The organism is Streptomyces sp. CB02056 (assembly GCF_001905545.1).
GTDB lineage: Bacteria > Actinomycetota > Actinomycetes > Streptomycetales > Streptomycetaceae > Kitasatospora.
Genome location: NZ_LIPD01000001.1, coordinates 267,805 through 286,744 on the forward strand (window position 1 = coordinate 267,805; position 18,940 = coordinate 286,744).

At 72.5% G+C, this 18,940-nt stretch carries 16 protein-coding genes; 7 read left to right on the plus strand and 9 right to left on the minus strand.

Translation table 11 applies throughout. The annotated features are described in order from the left end of the window. Positions 1-15 precede the first annotated feature (15 nt). The 5 genes from AMK13_RS01165 to AMK13_RS01185 form a co-directional block, all read right to left on the minus strand. Positions 16-1,290 (minus strand): acyltransferase family protein, encoded by a 1,275-nt coding sequence (locus AMK13_RS01165; protein ID WP_074000769.1) that lies wholly within the window; start codon positions 1,288-1,290, stop codon positions 16-18. A 27-nt stretch (positions 1,291-1,317) separates the two neighbouring features. After that, a complete protein-coding gene (locus AMK13_RS01170) occupies positions 1,318-2,442 on the minus strand; it encodes an alpha/beta hydrolase (protein WP_107418637.1) in 1,125 nt (374 codons plus the stop codon). Between the two features lie 153 nt (positions 2,443-2,595). Then, the gene (locus AMK13_RS01175) at positions 2,596-3,270 is read right to left on the minus strand and encodes a response regulator (RefSeq protein WP_049652627.1); all 675 of its coding nucleotides are present in this window, start codon (positions 3,268-3,270) and stop codon (positions 2,596-2,598) included. Continuing rightward, complete coding sequence (locus AMK13_RS01180) at positions 3,267-4,595, minus strand: sensor histidine kinase (RefSeq protein ID WP_053112114.1); 1,329 nt, start codon at positions 4,593-4,595, stop codon at positions 3,267-3,269. The genes AMK13_RS01175 and AMK13_RS01180 overlap by 4 nt, the downstream gene beginning before the upstream one ends. Before the next feature lie 116 nt (positions 4,596-4,711). Next, entirely contained in the window at positions 4,712-5,398 is a 687-nt protein-coding gene (locus tag AMK13_RS01185; protein ID WP_074000770.1) for a TetR/AcrR family transcriptional regulator, read from the minus strand. Between the two features lie 233 nt (positions 5,399-5,631). Here AMK13_RS01185 and AMK13_RS01190 point away from each other — a divergent pair, with 233 nt between their 5' ends. Next, positions 5,632-7,221 carry an MFS transporter gene (locus tag AMK13_RS01190; protein WP_369808305.1) on the plus strand — a complete coding sequence of 530 codons (1,590 nt, stop codon included), beginning with the start codon at positions 5,632-5,634 and terminating at the stop codon, positions 7,219-7,221. 89 nt (positions 7,222-7,310) lie between these two features. Here AMK13_RS01190 and AMK13_RS01195 read toward each other — a convergent pair whose 3' ends face one another. After that, positions 7,311-7,769, minus strand: a complete 459-nt coding sequence (locus AMK13_RS01195) for a nitroreductase/quinone reductase family protein (protein ID WP_079271734.1) — start codon at positions 7,767-7,769, stop codon at positions 7,311-7,313. Between the two features lie 176 nt (positions 7,770-7,945). Continuing rightward, positions 7,946-10,696 carry a pyruvate dehydrogenase (acetyl-transferring), homodimeric type gene (gene aceE, locus AMK13_RS01200; protein WP_074000772.1) on the minus strand — a complete coding sequence of 917 codons (2,751 nt, stop codon included), beginning with the start codon at positions 10,694-10,696 and terminating at the stop codon, positions 7,946-7,948. Between the two features lie 517 nt (positions 10,697-11,213). Here aceE and AMK13_RS01205 point away from each other — a divergent pair. The 5 genes from AMK13_RS01205 to AMK13_RS01225 all read left to right on the plus strand — a co-directional run bounded on the left by AMK13_RS01205 (position 11,214) and on the right by AMK13_RS01225 (position 15,219). After that, positions 11,214-11,657, plus strand: coding sequence for a DUF3052 domain-containing protein (locus AMK13_RS01205; protein ID WP_049652614.1), 444 nt, complete (start codon positions 11,214-11,216; stop codon positions 11,655-11,657). Between the two features lie 241 nt (positions 11,658-11,898). Continuing rightward, positions 11,899-12,357, plus strand: coding sequence for a peroxiredoxin (locus AMK13_RS01210; protein ID WP_074000773.1), 459 nt, complete (start codon positions 11,899-11,901; stop codon positions 12,355-12,357). A 232-nt stretch (positions 12,358-12,589) separates the two neighbouring features. Further along, positions 12,590-13,165: a TerD family protein gene (locus AMK13_RS01215; RefSeq protein ID WP_074000774.1), complete on the plus strand. Its 576-nt coding sequence runs from the start codon at positions 12,590-12,592 to the stop codon at positions 13,163-13,165. Positions 13,166-13,392: 227 nt separating this feature from the next. Then, positions 13,393-13,971, plus strand: a complete 579-nt coding sequence (locus AMK13_RS01220; protein WP_049652609.1) for a TerD family protein — start codon at positions 13,393-13,395, stop codon at positions 13,969-13,971. 147 nt (positions 13,972-14,118) lie between these two features. Beyond that, entirely contained in the window at positions 14,119-15,219 is a 1,101-nt protein-coding gene (locus AMK13_RS01225) for a DUF475 domain-containing protein (RefSeq protein ID WP_049652607.1), read from the plus strand. A 98-nt stretch (positions 15,220-15,317) separates the two neighbouring features. Here the strand turns inward: AMK13_RS01225 and AMK13_RS01230 are convergent, their stop codons facing one another. After that, positions 15,318-16,463, minus strand: coding sequence for a DUF2637 domain-containing protein (locus tag AMK13_RS01230; RefSeq protein WP_074000775.1), 1,146 nt, complete (start codon positions 16,461-16,463; stop codon positions 15,318-15,320). Positions 16,464-16,792: 329 nt separating this feature from the next. Here AMK13_RS01230 and AMK13_RS01235 point away from each other — a divergent pair, with 329 nt between their 5' ends. Further along, entirely contained in the window at positions 16,793-17,533 is a 741-nt protein-coding gene (locus AMK13_RS01235; protein ID WP_049652604.1) for a Tellurium resistance, read from the plus strand. 111 nt (positions 17,534-17,644) lie between these two features. Here AMK13_RS01235 and AMK13_RS01240 read toward each other — a convergent pair whose 3' ends face one another. After that, positions 17,645-18,811, minus strand: coding sequence for a TerD family protein (locus tag AMK13_RS01240; RefSeq protein ID WP_074000776.1), 1,167 nt, complete (start codon positions 18,809-18,811; stop codon positions 17,645-17,647). Positions 18,812-18,940: the final 129 nt, after the last annotated feature.

Consider the following 18,940-nt stretch of genomic DNA (forward strand, 5'->3'; position numbering starts at 1 on the left):
GCACCCGGCGGACCGTCACACCATGCCCAGCGCGTACGCCGCGAAAAGTGCCGCCGCGGCCCCGGCCACCGCCTTGCCGCCCCGGGAGAGAGCCGTCCACGGGCCGTCGAACCGGCGGGTGAACCAGCCGACCGCCACCAGCACGGCGCCGAACAGCGGCAGCAGCGCCAGCCGGGCGAGCACCCAGCCGAGCGAGTCCGGCGCCGTGCTCAGCCCCGGGACGGCGCCCAGGGCGGCCGCGCCGGGCACCGCCACCGCGAGCATCGCGCTCTGGTGCCAGCAGAAGATCGTCATCGCCGACAGGTTGACCACCACGACCGGCAGCCAGAGCAGCGGACGGCCGGTCAGCAGCCGGCCCAGCCGCTCCCGCAGCAGCACCGCGGCGCCGCACTGGAACGCCGCCAGGGCGAGCACCAGCAGGGACGGCGGGTGCGAGTTGGTCCGCTCCGCCCCGGGCACGCCGACCATGCTGGCCGGGTAGTGGAAGACCAGCAGCAGCGCGGCGAACAGCGCGCCGCCGCCGAGCAGCAGCACCCGGGCCGCCGGGCGGCCGAGCCGGCCCTGCGCCCAGAGCACGCCCAGCTGGTAGCCGAACAGCCAGCCCGGCAGGATGTTCAGCAGCGCGACCCAGGACGGCACCGACCCGGCCCACGGCCCGTACCGCAGCAGGTCGACGGCGGCGACCGAGGCCACCAGCAGGCCCGCCGACCAGCCGCCCAGCCGGCGCCCGGCGGCCACGCAGAGCGGGGTGAGGGCCGTCAGGCCCAGGTAGACCCCGATGTACCAGAGCGGCTGCACCACCAGGGTGGCGCCGGTGCGCACGGTGTCCTCGGGGACGCCGAGCGCCGGCAGCAGCGGGATCAGCGCCGCCCAGACGGCCGCCACCCCGAGCACCGGGCGCAGCAGCCGGACCGCACGGGCCCGCAGCCAGCCGCCGTACGTGACGCCCTTGGCCCGGGCCCGCTCCAGCGAGCGGACCGAGGAGTGGCCGCCGACCAGGAAGAACACCCCGAGCATCTGGAGCACCCAGCTGAGCGGGGCGAAGAAGCCGAGGGTGGAGAGCGGGCTGGCGTTGTGCAGGGCGCCGTCGGGGGAGCGGGTGAAGCCGCCGAGCATCCAGTGGCCGACCGGTACGGCGAGCAGGGCGAGGGCGCGCAGCCCGTCCAGGGCGCGGTCGCGGTCGGCCGGGGTCTTCGCGTCGACCCGCGCGGCGGCGCGGCGCAGGGCGGTGAGCGGTCCGGCGGCGAGCGCTCGGGGGGTACGGGGCGGGGCGGCGAGGGTGTCGGCCATGGTGGTGCTCCTTCCGGTGCGGGCGGGTCAGGCGCGGCCGAGGGCGACGGCGGCGTAGGCGGCGAGGGAGGCGGTGCCGGGGGCGAAGTAGCCGGTGTGGCCGTGGGATCCGGCGGCGGGCAGCGGGCGGGCGCCGAAGCCGGGGGCGGTCGGGTCGGCGCCGTGGCCGAGGCCGAACAGCCGGACCTTGGGCACGTCGCCGATCCAGTCGGAGTCGTTGCGGGCGGTGGCCCAGAGCGGGACGCCCGGGTCGAGGTCGGCGGCCGAGCCGACACCCATGCCGGGCGAGCCGAGCACCACCACGCCGGAGGCCTGTGCGGGGGTGGGGCGGGCCAGACCGCAGACCACCGAGCCGTAGCTGTGGCAGAACACGGTGGGCGGGTCCTGCGGGCGGGTGGTGACGGCGAGTCCGTCGAGCAGCCGGGTGAGGCGGGGGGCGCCGGCCCGGGCCAGGTCCTCGGTGGCGGCGTCCAGGCCGAGGCCGAGCGGGGTGGTGTAGCCGGCCCAGGCGATCACGGCGGTCTGTCCGCCGGTGGCGTCCAGGAGCGCCCGGGCCATACCGGCCGGGGTGCCGTACGGGTCGCCGGCGCGGTCGAAGCGGAGCAGGTCGGTGTCGGAGCCGGGGACGATCACGGCGGTGCGGCGGGCGGTGGCGAGGTCGCCGTACACCTCGGCGACCTGGCCGCGGCCGCGCGGGTCGAAGGCGAGGATCCGCCGGCCGCCGTCCAGCAGGGCGCGGTAGCGCTCGGCGCGGGTGCGGGCGGCCTCGTGGTCCTGCGGGGTGAGGGCGGGGTCGGTGGCCCGGGCGAGTTCGCGGGTGCGCTCGGCGGTCAGGGCCAGGGCGTTGGCCCGGTACCGGAGGGCGACCGGGGCGCCGTCCAGGTTGCCGACCACCAGCGGGTACCGGGCGGTCAGGGCGTCCTGCCGGGCCGGGTCCAGCCCGGCGAAGAACGCGGCGACCCGGGCCGGTTCGGTGGTGGCCGGGTCGGGCAGCCGCAGGCCGAGCGAGGTGTCGGCCGTCCACGCGGCGCTGCCGGGCGGCGGGCCGGTGACCGGGGTCTGGGTGTCGGCGGCCCAGCCGCCCGCGCCGAGCATGATCGCCACTGCCACCGCGGCGCCGGCGATCGCCCGCCCGGCTCGAAACCTGCGCATGTCCCTGCTCCTTCCTCGTCCGTTCGGCCGCCGACTCGGTTCGGCTTCCGACGAGGAGGAAGGTAGGAATGCGACGGCCCCGCGGACGTCACACCGCGGGGCCAACTCCCGGGTGCTACCCGGGTATCAGAGGAGAGGGCGAACAGCTGCCGGTTACTGACCCGGTGTCACCAGGCCGGACTCGTAGGCCAGGATCACCGCCTGGGCGCGGTTGTGCAGGCCGAGCTTGGCGAGGATGCGCCCGATGTGGGTCTTGACGGTCTGCTCGGCGAGCACCAGCCCGGCGGCTATCTCCTGGTTGGACAGGCCGCGGGCGATCAGCTCCAGCACCTCGGTCTCGCGCGGGGTCAGGCCGTTGAGCCGCACCTTGGGGTCGCGGCGCCTGGCCGGGCGGGTGCGGGCGAAGTCCTCGATCAGCCGGCGGGTCACCGAGGGGGCGAGCAGCGCCTCGCCGGCCGCGACCACCCGGACCGCGGCGATCAGGTCGGCGGGCGGGGCGTCCTTGAGCAGGAAGCCGCTGGCCCCGGCGCGCAGCGCCTCGTACACGTAGTCGTCCACGTCGAAGGTGGTCAGCATCAGCACCTTGGGCCGGTGGGCGCCCGGCACGGCCGGTTCGAGCAGCCGCCGGGCCGCCTCCAGGCCGTCCATGACGGGCATCCGGACGTCCATCAGCACCAGGTCCGGGTGGGTGCGGCCGTTGACCTCCAGGGCCTGGGCGCCGTCCGCCGCGTCCCCCACCACGTCGATGTCGCTCTGGGCGTTGAGCAGGGCCGCGAAGCCCGCGCGCACCATGGCCTGGTCGTCGACGATGATCACGCGGATGGTCATGCGGTGGTCTCCTGGGGGGTGTCGGTGTCGGGGCGGTCGACGGGCAGGACGGCGGCCACCTTGAAGCCGCCGTCCGGCAACGGGCCGGTGTCCAGCCTGCCATCGACCAGCCGGACGCGTTCACGCATTCCGACCAGCCCCTGCCCGGTGCCCTCGACCGAGGCCTCCAGCGACTCGGTGCGCTGCGGCGGGGGCGCGTTGACCACCGTCACCAGCAGCGCCGGGCCGTCCGTGCTCAGCGACACCCAGGCCCGCGCGCCGGGGGCGTGCCGCACCACGTTGGCCAGCGCCTCCTGCACGATCCGGTAGGCGGACAGGCCGACGGCCTGCGGTGCCTGGTCCAGCAGGTCCACCAGGCCCGGTTCCACCGTCAGTTCGGCCGGTACCCCGGCCCGGCCCACCGTCTCGACCAGCTGGGCGAGTTGGCCCACCCCGGGTTGCGGGGCCCGCTCCCCGCCGGACTCCTCGCTGCGCAGCACGCCGAGCAGCCGGCGCATCTCGGCCAGCGACTCGCGGGCGGTGCCGGCTATCGCGGTGAACTCCTCGGCGGCCTCGTCCGGCACCCCGGTGATCCGGTACGGCGCGCTGGCGGCCTGCACCGCGATGACCGACATGTGGTGCGCGACCACGTCGTGCAACTCCCGTGCGATCCGGGCGCGTTCCTCCAGCAGGGTGCGGCGTTCACGTTCGACCTCGCTGATCTGCTCCTGCTCGCTGAGCAGCCGGCGCGCCTCGGCGCGGTCCCGGACGGCCCAGCCGAGCAGCAGCACGGCGCCGCTGAGCGCGATCAGCAGCATGGTGGTGCCGTCGCCGGAGCGGGGCAGGCCGAGCGTGGTGGTGAGCGCGGTGAGCGCGATGGTGGCGAGCCAGACCGAGAGCAGGGTGGCCCGGCTCTCCCGCAGCGCCAGGGCGATCAGCAGGAAGAGGTACGAGAGGATCATCGGCGCGGTCCACGGCCAGGTGCCGCCGTCCTGGTCGTACCGGGCGGTGATGGTGGCGGTGGCGACCAGGGTGCCCGCGCTGATCCACCAGGCGGCCAGTGGCCGGGTGATGGCGAGCAGCAGCGGCACCGTCTGGGCGACGGTGAGCGCGCCGGCCACCGGGAGCACCAGGCCGAAGAAGCCGACCAGGGTGGCGATCCCGGCGGGGATCAGCGAGGACAGCATGATCAGGACGACGGCGTACGGCAGCCGGCGCACCCAGCGCCGGGGCGACGTTCCGAGCAGCGGGGTGTGGCCGCCGCTCGGGGTGGTCAGGTGGTGTCGGAAGGTGCCCAGCAGGCGCAGGGCGTGCGGGCGGACGTCGGCGGCGGTGAGGTTCTTCATCGCGCGCCAGCCTAGGAGGGCGGGGCCCCGCCGGGCGTCGCACCGGAGCCCGATTTTCCGGGTGCTACCGGGGTACCGGGTGATACCCCGGTATGACGCGGGTGCGCGGCCGGGTACTACGCGCGGTCGTGCCAGTGGCCGGCCAGGGCCGGGCCGAGCTGGTCGAAGTGACGCTCGATCACCGCGACCATGCCCTCGGGGCCGGCCGGCTCGTGCTCGGCGCTCCAGGAGAGGTGGGCCAGGCGCAGCAGTCCGCCGAAGACGGCGGCGAGCACGGCCGGGCGCAGGTCCTCGGCCGGGTCCAGGCCCTCGCGCTCGGCGAGCACCCGGACGACCAGCCGCTCCTGCTCGTTGACCCGCCGCAGGTGGGCGGCGAGCAGCGGGGGCGTCTCCTCGATCATCCGCATGAGTTCGAGGGCGCTGTGGATCGAGCCGGGGCCGGCGGCCTCCTCGCTGCCGAGGTCGTGCCAGGCCTTGACGATCGAGGCGCGCAGGGCCTGGAGCGGGGTCTCCTCGGCCGGGCGGTGGCGCAGGCACTCCATGAAGTAGTCCTCGGCCACGGCCATCACGGCGAGCGCGACCTCGTCCTTGTTGGCGAAGTAGCGGAAGAAGGTGCGCTGGGAGACGTCGACGGCGGAGGCGATCTCGTCGACGGTCGTCCGGGCGAAGCCCTGCCGGAGGAAGAGCACGTGGGCGGCCTGGATCAGGGCGTACCGGGTCTGCTGCTTCTTGCGCTCGCGCAGTCCGGGGGTGCGCCCGGGGCCCTCCGGGGCGTCGGTGGTGCGGGGGGTGTGAGCGGCCATGAGCAGGGGCCTTCCGGAGGGCTGGGTACGGCGGTGGGAGCACGATCCTAGCGCTCTGACAAATGTCAGTTATGGCCAGAAGTCACTGTTTGCCGAATGTCAGCGGCTGACATAATCTGCCGAGGTGGCGCCCGTCGGGCCGGGGCACCTGTGGGGACGGGTGGGCCGGGGCGCCACGACCACGTCCTGCACCCCAGCCACGCCCCCGGAGGGCCCTGATGAGCCAGTCCGTCGTGAAGAACTCCGAGGCGGACGCACCGCCGCCGCCGAACCCGCCGTCGGGGGGCGGCCTCAAGGGGCACCCCTGGCTGACCCTGCTGACCGTCGCGGTCGGCGTCATGATGGTCGCGCTGGACGGCACGATCGTCGCCATCGCCAACCCGGTGATCCAGGAGAAGCTGCACGCGGCGCCCGCCGAGATCCAGTGGGTCACCAGCGGCTACCTGCTGGCCCTGGCGGTCTTCCTGGTCACCGCCGGCAAGATCGGCGACCGCTTCGGCCACAAGGCCACCTTCCTGGTCGGCGCGGTGGGCTTCGCCGTGACCTCGGCCGCGATCGGCTTCGCCGGCAACATCCAGACCGTGATCGCCTTCCGGGTGCTCCAGGGCCTGTTCGGCGCGCTGCTCCAGCCAGCCGCGCTCGGCCTGCTGCGCGGGGCCTTCCCGGCCGAGCGGCTCAACATGGCGATCGGCATCTGGGGCGGCGTGATCGGCGCCTCGACCGCGGCCGGCCCGATCGTCGGCGGCCTGCTGGTCGAGCACGTCAACTGGGAGTCGGTGTTCTTCATCAACGTCCCGGTCGGCCTGATCGCGCTGGCGCTGGGCCTGTGGATCCTGCGGGACGTCCGCGCCGAGAAGGCCGCCAAGTCCTTCGACCTGCCCGGCATCGCGCTGCTCTCGGTGGGGATGTTCGCGCTGGTCTTCGGCATCATCAAGGCCCCCGAGTGGGGCTGGGGCGACGGGCGGACGCTGCTGTTCCTGGGCGGCGCGGTGGTCCTGATGGTGCTGTTCGCGCTCTGGCAGGGCAAGGCCCGCGAGCCGCTGGTGCCGCTCGGCCTGTTCCGCTCGGTGCCGCTGTCGGCGGGCGTGCTGCTGATGGCGCTGATGGCCTTCGCGTTCTTCGGCGCGATCTTCTTCGTGACCTTCTACTTGCAGAACGTGCACGGGATGAAGCCGGTCGACGCCGGCGTCCACCTCCTGCCGATGACCGGCATGATGATCGTCGGCTCGCCGCTGGCCGGCCTGGCGATCGGGAAGCTGGGCCCGCGCATCCCGATCGTGGCCGGGATGCTGATCACCACCGTCGCGATGTACGGCATGTCCACCCTGGACACCGGCTCCGGCAACGGTGTGATGTCGCTCTGGTTCGTCCTGATGGGCCTCGGCATCAGCCCGGTCATGGTCGGCGCCACCGAGGTGATCGTCGGCAACGCCCCGCTGGAGCTCTCCGGCGTGGCCGGCGGCCTCCAGCAGGCCGCGATGCAGGTCGGCGGCAGCCTCGGCACCGCGGTGCTGGGCGCGCTGATGGCCGCCAAGGTCGGCGACGTGCTGCCGGGCAACTGGGCGAAGGCCGGCCTGCCGCCGGTCGAGGGCGCGGCGGGCGAGGGCCTCAAGCAGGCCGCCCAGCTCGGCATCGCCCCGCCGGCCCCGGCCGGCACCCCGCAGCAGGCGGTGGACGCGATGGCCGGCGCCGTCCACGAGTCCTTCGTGAGCGGCATGTCGCTCGCCTTCGCGGTGGCCTCGGTGGTGGCCCTCGCCGCCGCCGCGCTCGGCCTGCTCACCCGCCGCGGCACCACCGACGCGGGCCCGTCCGTGCACATCTGACGGCCCCACGGCCCCGCCGCACGCCACGGCCCCGGACTCCTCGGAGTCCGGGGCCGTCGTGGTGCCCGGGCGGCGGGCGCCCCTGTGCGTCAGGCGCGGCTGAGGGCCACCAGCGGGACGGTCCTGGCGGTGGTGCGGTAGCCGGCGAACTGGGGCTGGGCGGCGATCTGACGGGCCCAGAGCGCGTCGTGCTCGGCCGGGTCGACCGGTGCCGCCAGGGCCGGGTAGCGCTCGGCGCCGACCTCGACGGTCACCTCGGGGTGGGCCACCAGGTTGCGGTACCAGAGCGGGTCCTGCTCGCTGCCGCCGTTGGAGGCGAAGACCACCAGCCGCCCGCCGTCCGGCAGGTAGACCAGGGGAGTGGTGCGCGGCTCGCCGCTGCGGGCGCCGACCACGGTGAGCAGGAGGACCGGCGCGTCGGCGAGCGGGCCGCCGACGGCCCCCTGCCGGGTGCGGAACTCCGCGATCACGTTCCGGTTGAACTCGCCCGCACCGTCGGCGGGTTCGGGGTGCCGCCCGGAGGGCCCGGGCCTCGTCTCGTCGGTCATGACGCCGAGCTTAGGGCCTGTCGTCGAACTCGCGTCGTCCGCCCGGAGGGCGGGAGTTCGACGACAGGCCCAGGACCTCACACCGGTGTGAGGGTCAAGAACACGACGGACGGCGAAGGGCCGGACCCCCCGTGCGGGAGGTCCGGCCCCTCGGTGCCTCAGGGCCTACCGGCCGGTCAGGCGTCGCCGCCGGCGGCGCCCGGGTCGGCCGCGGTCACGTCGAGCAGCTGGTAGCGGTCGATCGCGTCCTTCAGGGCCGAGCGGTCGATCTTGCCCTGCTTGGCGAGCTCGGTGAGCACACCCAGGACGACCGACTGCGCGTCGATGTGGAAGAAGCGACGGGCCGCGCCACGGGTGTCGGCGAAGCCGAAGCCGTCGGCGCCCAGCGACTGGTACTGACCCGGCACCCAGCGGGCGATCTGGTCCGGCACCGCGCGCATCCAGTCGGACACCGCGACGACCGGGCCCTCGGCACCCTGGAGCTTCTGGGTGACGTACGGCACGCGCTGCTGCTCCTCGGGGTGCAGCAGGTTGAACTCCTCGGCCTCCACCGCGTCGCGGCGCAGCTCGTTCCAGGAGGTCGCGGACCAGACGTCGGCCTTGACGTTCCACTCCTCGGCGAGGATGCGCTGGGCCTCCAGGGCCCACGGCACGGCCACGCCGGAGGCGAGGATCTGGGCCGGGATCTGGCCCGCGGTGCCCGGCGCGTACCTGTGCAGACCCTTGAGGATGCCCTCGACGTCCACGTTCTCCGGCTCGGCCGGCATCTTGATCGGCTCGTTGTAGACGGTCATGTAGTAGAACACGTCCTCGCCGTGCGGGTGCTCGGCGCTGGAGCCGTACATCCGCCGCAGACCGTCCTGGACGATGTGCGCGATCTCGAAGCCGTACGCCGGGTCGTACGCGACGACGCCGGGGTTGGTCGAGGCCAGCAGGTGCGAGTGGCCGTCGGCGTGCTGCAGGCCCTCACCGGTCAGCGTGGTGCGGCCGGCGGTGGCGCCGATCACGAAGCCGCGGGCCAGCTGGTCGGCCATCTGCCAGAACTGGTCGCCGGTGCGCTGGAACCCGAACATCGAGTAGAAGACGTACACCGGGATCAGCGGCTCGCCGTGGGTGGCGTAGGACGAGCCGGCGGCGATCAGCGAGGCGGTGCAGCCGGCCTCGGAGATGCCGTCGTGCAGCATCTGGCCGGTCGGCGACTCCTTGTAGGCGAGGAGCAGGTCCCGGTCGACCGACTCGTAGGTCTGGCCGAGCGGGTTGTAGATCTTCGCCGAGGGGAAGAGCGAGTCCATGCCGAAGGTGCGGTACTCGTCCGGCGCGATCGGCACGAAGCGGTTGCCGATGCCCTTGTCCCGCATGAGGTCCTTGAGCACCCGGACGAACGCCATGGTGGTGGCGATGGTCTGGTTGCCGGAGCCCTTCTTGACCGCCTTGTAGGCGTCGTCGCCGGGCAGCTCCAGCTTCCGCGGGCGGACCTTGCGGGTCGGCACGTAGCCGCCGAGCTCCTCCCGGCGGTCGTGCATGTACTGGATCTCCTCCGAGTCGCGGCCCGGGTGGTAGTAGGGCGGGTAGCCCTCGTCCAGCTGCTTGTCGGTGATCGGCAGGTGCAGCCGGTCGCGGAAGCGCTTCAGGTCCTCGACCGTCAGCTTCTTCATCTGGTGGGTGGCGTTGCGGCCCTCGAAGTTGGGGCCCAGCGTCCAGCCCTTGACCGTCTGCGCCAGGATGACCGTCGGCTGGCCCTTGTGCTCGCGGGCCGCCTTGAACGCCGCGTAGATCTTCTTGTGGTCGTGGCCGCCGCGACCCAGGTGCTGGATCTGCTGGTCGGTCATGTTCTCGACCATGGCGCGCAGGCGCAGGTCGCCGCCGAAGAAGTGCTCGCGGATGTACTGGCCGGTCTCGGTGGCGTAGGTCTGGAACTGGCCGTCCACCGTGGTGTTCAGCTTGTTGACCAGGACGCCGTCGCGGTCCTGCGCGAGCAGCGGGTCCCAGGAGCGGTCCCAGACCAGCTTGATCACGTTCCAGCCGGCGCCCCGGAACTGGGACTCCAGCTCCTGGATGATCTTGCCGTTGCCGCGGACCGGGCCGTCCAGGCGCTGCAGGTTGCAGTTGACCACGAAGGTCAGGTTGTCCAGGCCCTCGCGGGCGGCCAGCGAGAGCTGGCCGAGCGACTCGGGCTCGTCCATCTCGCCGTCGCCGAGGAAGGCGTAGACCTGCGAGTCCGAGGTGTCCTTGATGCCGCGGTGCTCCAGGTAGCGGTTCATCCGCGCCTGGTAGATCGCGCCGAGCGGGCCGAGGCCCATCGAGACGGTCGGGAACTCCCAGAAGTCCGGCATCAGCCGCGGGTGCGGGTAGCTGGAGAGGCCGTACGGGGCCTTCGACTTCTCCTGGCGGAAGGCGTCGAGCTGCTGCTCGGTGAGCCGGTCCAGCAGGAAGGCGCGGGCGTAGATGCCGGGGGAGGCGTGACCCTGGAAGAAGATCTGGTCGCCCGACTCGCCCTCGGCGTCCTTGCCGCGGAAGAAGTAGTTGAAGCCGACGTCGTAGAGCGACGCGGAGGAGGCGAAGGTGGCGATGTGGCCACCGACGCCGATGCCGGGGCGCTGCGCCCGGGAGACCATGACGGCCGCGTTCCACCGGGTCGCGTTGAGGATCTTCCGCTCGATCTCCTCGTTGCCGGGGAAGAACGGCTCGTCCTTGGTCGCGATGGTGTTGACGTAGTCCGTGCTGCGCATCTCGGGCACGGCGACACGCTTCTCGCGGGCGCGCTCGATCAGCCGCAGCATCAGGTAACGGGCACGCTCACGCCCCCGCTCGTCGATGGCCGCATCGAGCGACTCCAGCCATTCCGCGGTCTCCTCGGGATCGAAGTCCGGGACCTGACTCGGAAGGCCGCCAATGATGATCGGGTTGCGATCGGATCCGGAAGCCACGCTGTTCCTTCACTGTCGGTCGAAACTGAGGTGTGTCGCGCCGCCTCCATCGTGCTACCGCGCTCGGAGATCCGTCATCTCTACCGATCGGTAACCGTCGCGCCCGGTGGGCGGTCCGGTCTGGTGGTGCGCGGTGCGGGCGTCTCCGTCCGCTCCGCACACCCCCGGGTGTTACGAAAAGAGGTGGTCCGACCTGGTGTCCCGTCCGCCCGATGGCGGGCGGCCGGGGTGAGGGCCAACAGGAGACTCTACGCCCGCGCACGCGCGGACCCCGAATGCCGTTCGCATCTCGGGCACACGTACGGCCTGTGGGCCGGGACCACCCGAAGCATCCTCGGACCATGCAGAAAAGGGCAAATCGGTGTGATTCCCGACACGTCCCACGGCGTGTTCCGGTGCGACACGTCAACCTTTGGAGGGGATCGGGGGTCGGGTACTTGCGCGAACCGCCGCGCCCGTGTGGACTACGGCCACAGCCTCGGCATGGATGCCGAGCCGAATACTGGAGGTTATTCCCGTGAGCGCGACCGCGGACCCCGCGGACAAGTCCAACCCGGCGACCCGTCTCGGCTTCGAAGAGGGCCAGATCATCCAGGAGCTGGGGTACGACGAAGACACTGACCAGGACCTCCGCGAAGGCATCGAGGAGCTCACCGGGACGGATCTCGTCGACGAGGACTACGACGACGTCGCCGACGCCGTCCTGCTGTGGCACCGCGACGACGACGGGGACCTCACCGACGCCCTCGTCGACGCGCTGGAGTACCTGGCGGAGGGCGGCCTCATCTGGCTGATGACGCCCAAGACCGGGCGGGACGGCCACATCGAGGCGTCCGACATCAACGACTCGGCCAAGACCGCCGGTCTCTCCCAGACCAGCTCGATCAACATCGTCAAGGACTGGGCGGCCACCCGGCTCGCGACCAAGTCCACGGCGAAGCAGAGCGGCGGAAAGCGCTGAGCGGGCTCTGAAGTCCCCGCACCGGGCCCCGCCGGAGGAACCCCCTCCGGCGGGGCCCGCTGCATGCCCGCCGCCCGCGAGGGGTCCGGCCGGCGCCCCGGACCGGTCCGTTCGCGGACGGCGAACGCGGCGGGCCGCGGCCGCCCGCCTCATCCGTTCGGCGGAACGGCCGTAAACGAATGCGAGGATGTGGCCTGCCGCGCCCGCCGCGCGGCGCGCTCGCGTCAGAAAGGTCCCGTTCATGGCCATCGAGGTCGGCACCCAGGCTCCGGACTTCGAGCTCCGCAACCAGCACGGCGAGTCCGTCCGGCTCTCCGACTTCCGCGGCCGGAAGAACGTCGTCCTGGTCTTCTACCCGTTCGCCTTCACCGGCGTCTGCACCGGCGAGCTGGGCGCGATCCAGCGGGAGCTGGCGGGCCTGCAGAACGACACCGTGCAGGTGCTCGGGCTCTCCTGCGACTCCCAGTTCTCCCAGCGGGTCTTCGCCGACCGGGAGGGCCTGGAGTTCCCGCTGCTGGCCGACTTCTGGCCGCACGGCGAGGTCGCCCGCGCGTACGGCGTACTCGACGAGGAGCGGGGCTGCCCGCTGCGCGGCACCTTCGTGGTCGACACCGCCGGCGCGGTGCGCTGGAGCGTCGTCAACGGCCTCCCGGACGCCCGGGACGAGCAGGAGTACCTGAAGGTGCTCGCGGCGCTCTGAGGCCCCGCCGGGGGCCCCGGACGCGTCCCGGGCGCGCCCGCCGGGCCCCTTCGGCGCCCGCCGGCCGGGTGCCGTGGGGCCGTGTCCGGCCTGATCAGGGGTGCGGGCGGGAACCCCGTACTACGCTCGGGCCGTTGGCGGGGTGGGACGCGGGGGCCGATCGGCCTCCCGCCGCCCCGGACCGCACCACCGGGGGCACCACTGGACGTGCCTCCCGATTCTTGGAGGACTAGTGGGAGTCAGCCTCAGCAAGGGCGGCAACGTCTCGCTCACCAAGGAGGCACCCGGCCTCACGGCCGTGGTCGTCGGCCTGGGCTGGGACGTCCGGACCACCACCGGTGCGGACTTCGACCTGGACGCCAGCGCCCTGCTGTGCAACGCCCAGGGCAAGGTCGCCTCGGACGGCAACTTCGTGTTCTTCAACAACCTGAAGAGCCCGGACGGCTCGGTCGAGCACACCGGTGACAACCTGACCGGCGAGGGCGAGGGCGACGACGAGGCGATCAAGGTCAACCTGGCCGGCGTCCCGGCGGACGTGGAGAAGATCGTCTTCCCGGTGTCGATCTACGACGCCGAGACCCGCAGCCAGAACTTCGGCCAGGTGCGCAACGCGTTCATCCGCGTGGTGAACCAGGCCGACAACTCGGAGCTGGCCCGCTACGACCTCTCCGAGGACGCCTCCACCGAGACCGCGATGGTCTTCGGCGAGCTGTACCGCAACGGCAGCGAGTGGAAGTTCCGCGCCATCGGCCAGGGCTACGCCTCCGGCCTGCGCGGCATCGCGCAGGACTTCGGCGTCAACGTCTGAGCCGTCGCCGGCGCCCTGCGGCGCGGGCTGCGCGCCGTTCTCCCGGGGCGGCCCCGGACCTCCGTGGTCCGGGGCCGCCCCGGCTTCGTCCGACCCGGTGCCGTGCTGGTCCGCGGCGCTGCGAGGATGTGAGTTCAGGAAGTTCAGCCGACCAAAGCCGGTCGGCCGGGGCCGCGGGGGACTACACCTGGATGGCGCCCCGGGAGAAGCAAGGGAGGAAGAACGTCATGGTGGTCACGCTTGCCAAGGGTGGCAACGTCTCGCTCACCAAGGCCGCGCCGAACCTGACGCAGGTTCGGATCGGCCTCGGCTGGTCCGCCCGTTCAACCACGGGCGCCCCGTTCGACCTCGACGCGAGCGCCCTGATCTGCGGTGGCGGGCGAGTGCTCGGTGACGAGTACTTCGTCTTCTACAACAACCTCAAGAGCCCCGAGGGCTCGGTGGAGCACCAGGGCGACAACCTCACCGGCGGCGACGACACGGGTGACGACGAGGTGGTCGAGGTCAACCTGGACCTCGTCCCGGTGCAGGCCGACAAGGTGATCTTCGCGGTCTCGATCTACGAGGCCGAGGCGCGGCTCCAGAACTTCGGTCAGGTCCGCAACGCCTACATCCGGGTCGTCAACTCGGTCGACGGCCAGGAGATCGCCCGGTACGACCTGTCCGAGGACGCGTCCAGCGAGACCGCGATGATCTTCGGCGAGCTGTACCGCTACGCGGGCGAGTGGAAGTTCCGCGCAGTGGGCCAGGGGTACGCCTCCGGCCTGCGTGGCATCGCGCTCGACTTCGGCGTGAACGTACAGTAAGGGCGGAAATCGGACTTATCGCACCCGACCCGATCATGAGAACAGAGGGCAGTGCGGGGGTGGCCTGACCGGGCCCGGCCCGGTCAGGGCGTCTCGGGTACGAGGCCGACCCCGGCACGGCCAAAACCCGAAAGGTAGCCAACTCCCGTGTTCCTCCGCACATTCGGCTGGTCGCTCGCGATCACCGCCATCGGCCTGGTCGCGGCCGGACTGCTCTGGGGAGCCCAAGGCTTCGGCATCGTGCTGATCCTCTCCATCCTGGAGATCTCCCTGTCGTTCGACAACGCGGTGGTCAACGCCACGGTGTTGAAGCGGATGAACCCGTACTGGCAGAAGATCTTCCTGACCGTCGGTGTGCTCATCGCGGTCTTCGGCATGCGCCTGGTCTTCCCGCTGCTGGTCGTCGGCCTCACCGCGAAGCTCAACCCCACGACGGTCATCGACCTGGCGCTGCACTCCGACAAGACCCACGACGGCCTCACCTACGGCCAGTACCTGGAGGCGGCCAACCCGGCCATCGCGGCCTTCGGCGGCGTCTTCCTGCTGATGATCTTCCTCGACTTCATCCTCGGGGAGAAGGACTACAACTGGCTGTCCTGGATCGAGCGCCCGCTGGAGAAGGTCGGCAAGCTGGAGGCCTTCTCCACCGTCGTCGCCCTGGTCGCCCTGCTGCTGGCCTCCAACTTCTTCGCCGGGGAGCACGCGGAAACCGTTCTGCTCGCCGGCGTCCTCGGCCTGGTGACCTACCTCGCGGTCAACGGCCTCTCCTCGATCTTCGAGTCCGGCCTGGAGGCCGAGGAGGAGCGGGAGGAGGAGGCGGAGAAGTCCGGCAAGTCGATCATGCAGGTCGGCGGCAAGGCCGCGTTCTTCCTCTTCCTCTACCTGGAGGTCCTGGACGCCTCGTTCTCCTTCGACGGCGTGGTCGGCGCGTTCGCCATCTCCAGCGACATCTTCCAGATCACCCTGGGCCTCGGCATCGGCGCGATGTACATCCGCTCGCTGACCGTCTTCCTGGTCCGCAAGGGCACCCTGGACGACTACGTCTACCTGGAGCACGGCGCGCACTACGCGATCGGCGCGCTGGCGGCGATCCTGCTGGTCGGCATCAAGTTCCACATCCCGGAGATCGTCACCGGCCTGATCGGCGTCGCCTTCATCGGACTGGCACTCGGCTCGTCGATCCTGCGCAACCGGCGCGAGGGCGCCGGCGAGGACGAGGAACCGGAGCTGGTGGGCAGCGGCAAGTAGCCGCCCACGCGGTCCGCAGGACAGCGGAAAGGCCGCCCCCGGGGTCTCCCGGGGGCGGCCTTTCCCGTGCTTCCTGGTTGTCCCCGGGGGACGCCCGGTCAGCCGAGCTGCTGCTCGATCGCGCGCAGCTTGCGCTCCAGCGAGTCCAGCTTCGGCATCGACAGGGTGTCGTCGTCGGCCGTCAGGTCGATGGTCGAGTCGCTGCGGGACGACCCGGTGCCGGAGGACGCGTACGAGGAGGACGCGTACGAGGAGCCGACGGCGGCGCGCGGCCGGCGGCCGGCGTCCAGGGCGGCCGGTTCGAAGGAGTCGGCGGACCGGTGCGGGTCCGCGTACGACGAGGCCGGGGAGGTCGAGGTGGTGGCGTCGGTTTCCGCGGCTAGGGCAGGCTCCGTAGCGCTCGGGCCGTCTCCGGCAGCCGTGAGGGCGGGAACCTGGCGGCCGCCGCGGCCCCGGGCGAGCATGCCGCCCTGGCGCGAGATGGCCTTCAGCTCGGCCCGCTCGCGGCGGTCGGCGGTGCGGGCGCGGGCCTTGGCGTCCAGCTTCGCCTGGCGCTCCTCGCGCACCTCCTCGACCGCCTCGTCCAGGCTGCGGACGTTCTCCAGCAGCATCAGCGACCAGGCCGCGTAGGTCTCGCGCGGGGCGCGCAGCCAGCGGACGATGCGGATCTGCGGCAGCGGGCGCGGCACCAGGCCCTGCTCGCGCAGCGCGGCCTTGCGGGTCTGCTTCAGCGCGCGGTCGAACAGGATCGCCGCCGAGATCGACATGCCGGAGAAGAACTGCGGGGCGCCGTCGTGCGACACGCCGCGCGGGGCGTGCACCCAGTTGAACCAGGCCGAGGCGATCGCGAACACCCAGACCAGCAGGCGCGAGCCGAGCGCGGCGTCACCGTGGCTGGCCTCGCGGACGGCGAGCACCGAGCAGAACATCGCGGCGCCGTCCAGACCGAACGGGACGAGGTACTCCCAGCCGCCGGACAGGCCCAGGTTCTCCTTGCCGAAGCCGACCAGGCCGTGGAAGGAGAGGGCCGCGGCGACGCCGGCGCAGCAGAACAGCAGCGTGTACGAGGAGATGCCGTAGATCATCTCCTTGCGCCGGCGGCGCTCCTCGCTGCGCTCCCAGGAGTCGCCGGACTCGTCCTTCTTCGAGCTCTTGAAACGCAGCGTCGCCAGCAGGACGGCGACGAACAGCAGGGCTGCGCCGCCGATGACGGTCCAGACCAGCTGTATGGAGGTCAGGTTCATTGCGGGTCGGGCCTCGGGTTTCCGCAGGGGACAGGATCACAGCGCGACACAGGTGGTCAGGGCCCGCTGTACGGGCACCGCCTGACGGTCGGTTCGTCGCCGCACGGCATGCCCGCCGCACCCGCGCAGGGGCGGACGGGACGCCTGTGCGGCTAGACGATATCGCGTCCGAAGGGGCGGCATGTTACGGGAGGGCGGCTTCCTCCTGCCAATCGACCCGCCGGTTGGATAGGGGAGGGGTGGACGGGGTATCCGACGGCCGGGCCGATGCCCGATCATTGGTCGGCGGACCGTCAGAACGCCTGGCGGGAGCAGGGGGAGAGGACGGCATGGTCTCGATCTGGGAGTACCTGCGCGGGGACAAGAGCTACACCTTCGACAACCCCGGCGGTCAGCACAAGGTCATACTCACCAAGTCGACTCCGCAGCACGCGATCACCGGGTCGGCCGCCACCACCGGCTACCTCTACGTCAACCTGCACTGGACGATGAGCGCCGGGGGCTCCCGCCGGCCGAGCGCCCGGGAGTCCGTCAAGCGGTTCTTCAGCCCGCGGATCCTGCGGCCGCAGGACCCGGACTCGCCGCAGAACAGCGAGCCGATGAACGTCGACCTCGACCTGGCCTGCATGTACGAGCTCTCCGACGGGAGCACCGGCGTGGTGCAGCCGCTCGGCGGGCTCTTCGGCGACCTCCAGAACGCGCCGTACATCAAGCTCAGCGGCGACGACCAGTACGGGGCGCCGTCCGGCGAGACGATGTACGTCAACCTGGAGAAGAAGGACAAGTTCAAGCGGCTGCTGATCTTCGTCTACATCTACGACGGCACGCCGGCCTTCGAGCAGTCGCACGCGGTGGTCACGATCGTGCCGCAGACCGGGCCGCGGATCGAGATCAAGCTGGAGGAGCGGGCCCGGGCGGCGCGCTCCTGTGCGGTGGTGCTGATCGAGAACGCGGGGGACAACCAGCTGACGGTGCGGCGCGAGGTGCGGTACGTCAACGGGTTCCAGGCGGACATCGACCGGCTGTACGGGTTCGGGATGCAGTGGCAGCGCGGGTACAAGGGCGACTGACGCCGGCGGGCGCGGCGGTTCCACGGCGGAGGGCGGTGCGGGCGGCGGTTCCACGGCGGCGCGCGGTGCGCGCGGCGGGGCCGGGGTCGTCCGGCGGCCCCGCCGGGGGTGTCAGCGGGGCTGGAACTGCGGGCCCTGCGGGGGCAGCGCGAACTCCTCGCCGGTGGGCGCCGGGGGCTGGGCCGCCGGCGGCTGCGGCGGGACGGGCGGCTGCTGGCCGGTGCCGGGCTGCGGGTAGCCGTAGCCGGCGGGGCGCTGCTGCGGCGGCGCGGGCTGGTTCTGCTGGGGGTAGCCGTAACCGCCCGGCTGCTGCTGGTAGGGCTGCTGGCCGGTGCCCGGTTGCGGGTAGCCGTAGCCGCCGGTGGGCTGCTGCGGCGGTGCGGGCTGCTGCTGGGGGTAGCCGTACCCCGTGCCGGGCTGCTGGGGGTAGCCGTAGCCGGTGCCGGGTCGGTTGCTCGGGGGAGCGGTGGGCGGCGGGGGCACGGTCGGCGGGGCGGTGGGCGGCGGCGGGGTCGCCGGCGCGGGCGAGGCGTTCGCGGCGGTGGCCGGGGCCGGTGCGGTGGCCGGGGCCGGGGTGGGCGGTGACTGCGGGACGGCCGGGGCCAGGGTGAAGGTGCCCGGCTCGGGGGTGGTCGAGCGCGGGTCCGGCAGCGGGGTGCTGCGCGGGTCGAACGCGCCGGACGCGCCGGACGGGGCGGGGGTGGCGCCGGGGGCCTGGTCGGCCTCCGCCTCGTCGTCCACGGTGATGCCGAAGTCGGTGGCGAGGCCGATCAGCCCGGAGGTGTAGCCCTGGCCGATCGCCCGGAACTTCCAGGCCCCGGACCGGCGGTACAGCTCGCCCGCGACCAGGGCGGTGACGTTCTCGGCGTCGTCGATCGCGAACTCGGCGAGTGCGGGGACGCCCTCGCCGGCCGTGGCGTCGAAGAGCAGTAGGCGCAGCCCCGGCACGGCGCGGAACGGCCCGCCCTCGGAGGAGCCGGCCAGCACCACGCGGTCCACCTCGGCGGGCAGCTTGCCCAGTTCGACCTCGACCGTGTCGATGATCTCGGCGCCGCCGGAGGTCTGCTGCTTGGGCAGGTGGCGGACCAGGCCGGAGGGGTGGCGGGGCTGGTTGTAGAAGACGAAGTCGGCGTCCGAGCGGACCTTTCCGGAGGCGCCGAGCAGCAGCGCGGACGCGTCTACGTCCGGCGCACCGGGCGTGGCGCTCCAGCGCAGCACGGCGCGGACCGCCGCCGCCGGCAGTGCGATGTTGGCGCCCTTGGCCATCACGTGCGTCATAGCCGACCATCCTGCCTGTTCGCCACCCCTTCGGACAACGTGACCGGACCGGTCCGCGCGGAGTCGGACTTTGCCAAGACTTGCGCTTTCCGAGGTTTGCCGCCGTCGTTTCCGGGATGGGGCCTCGAT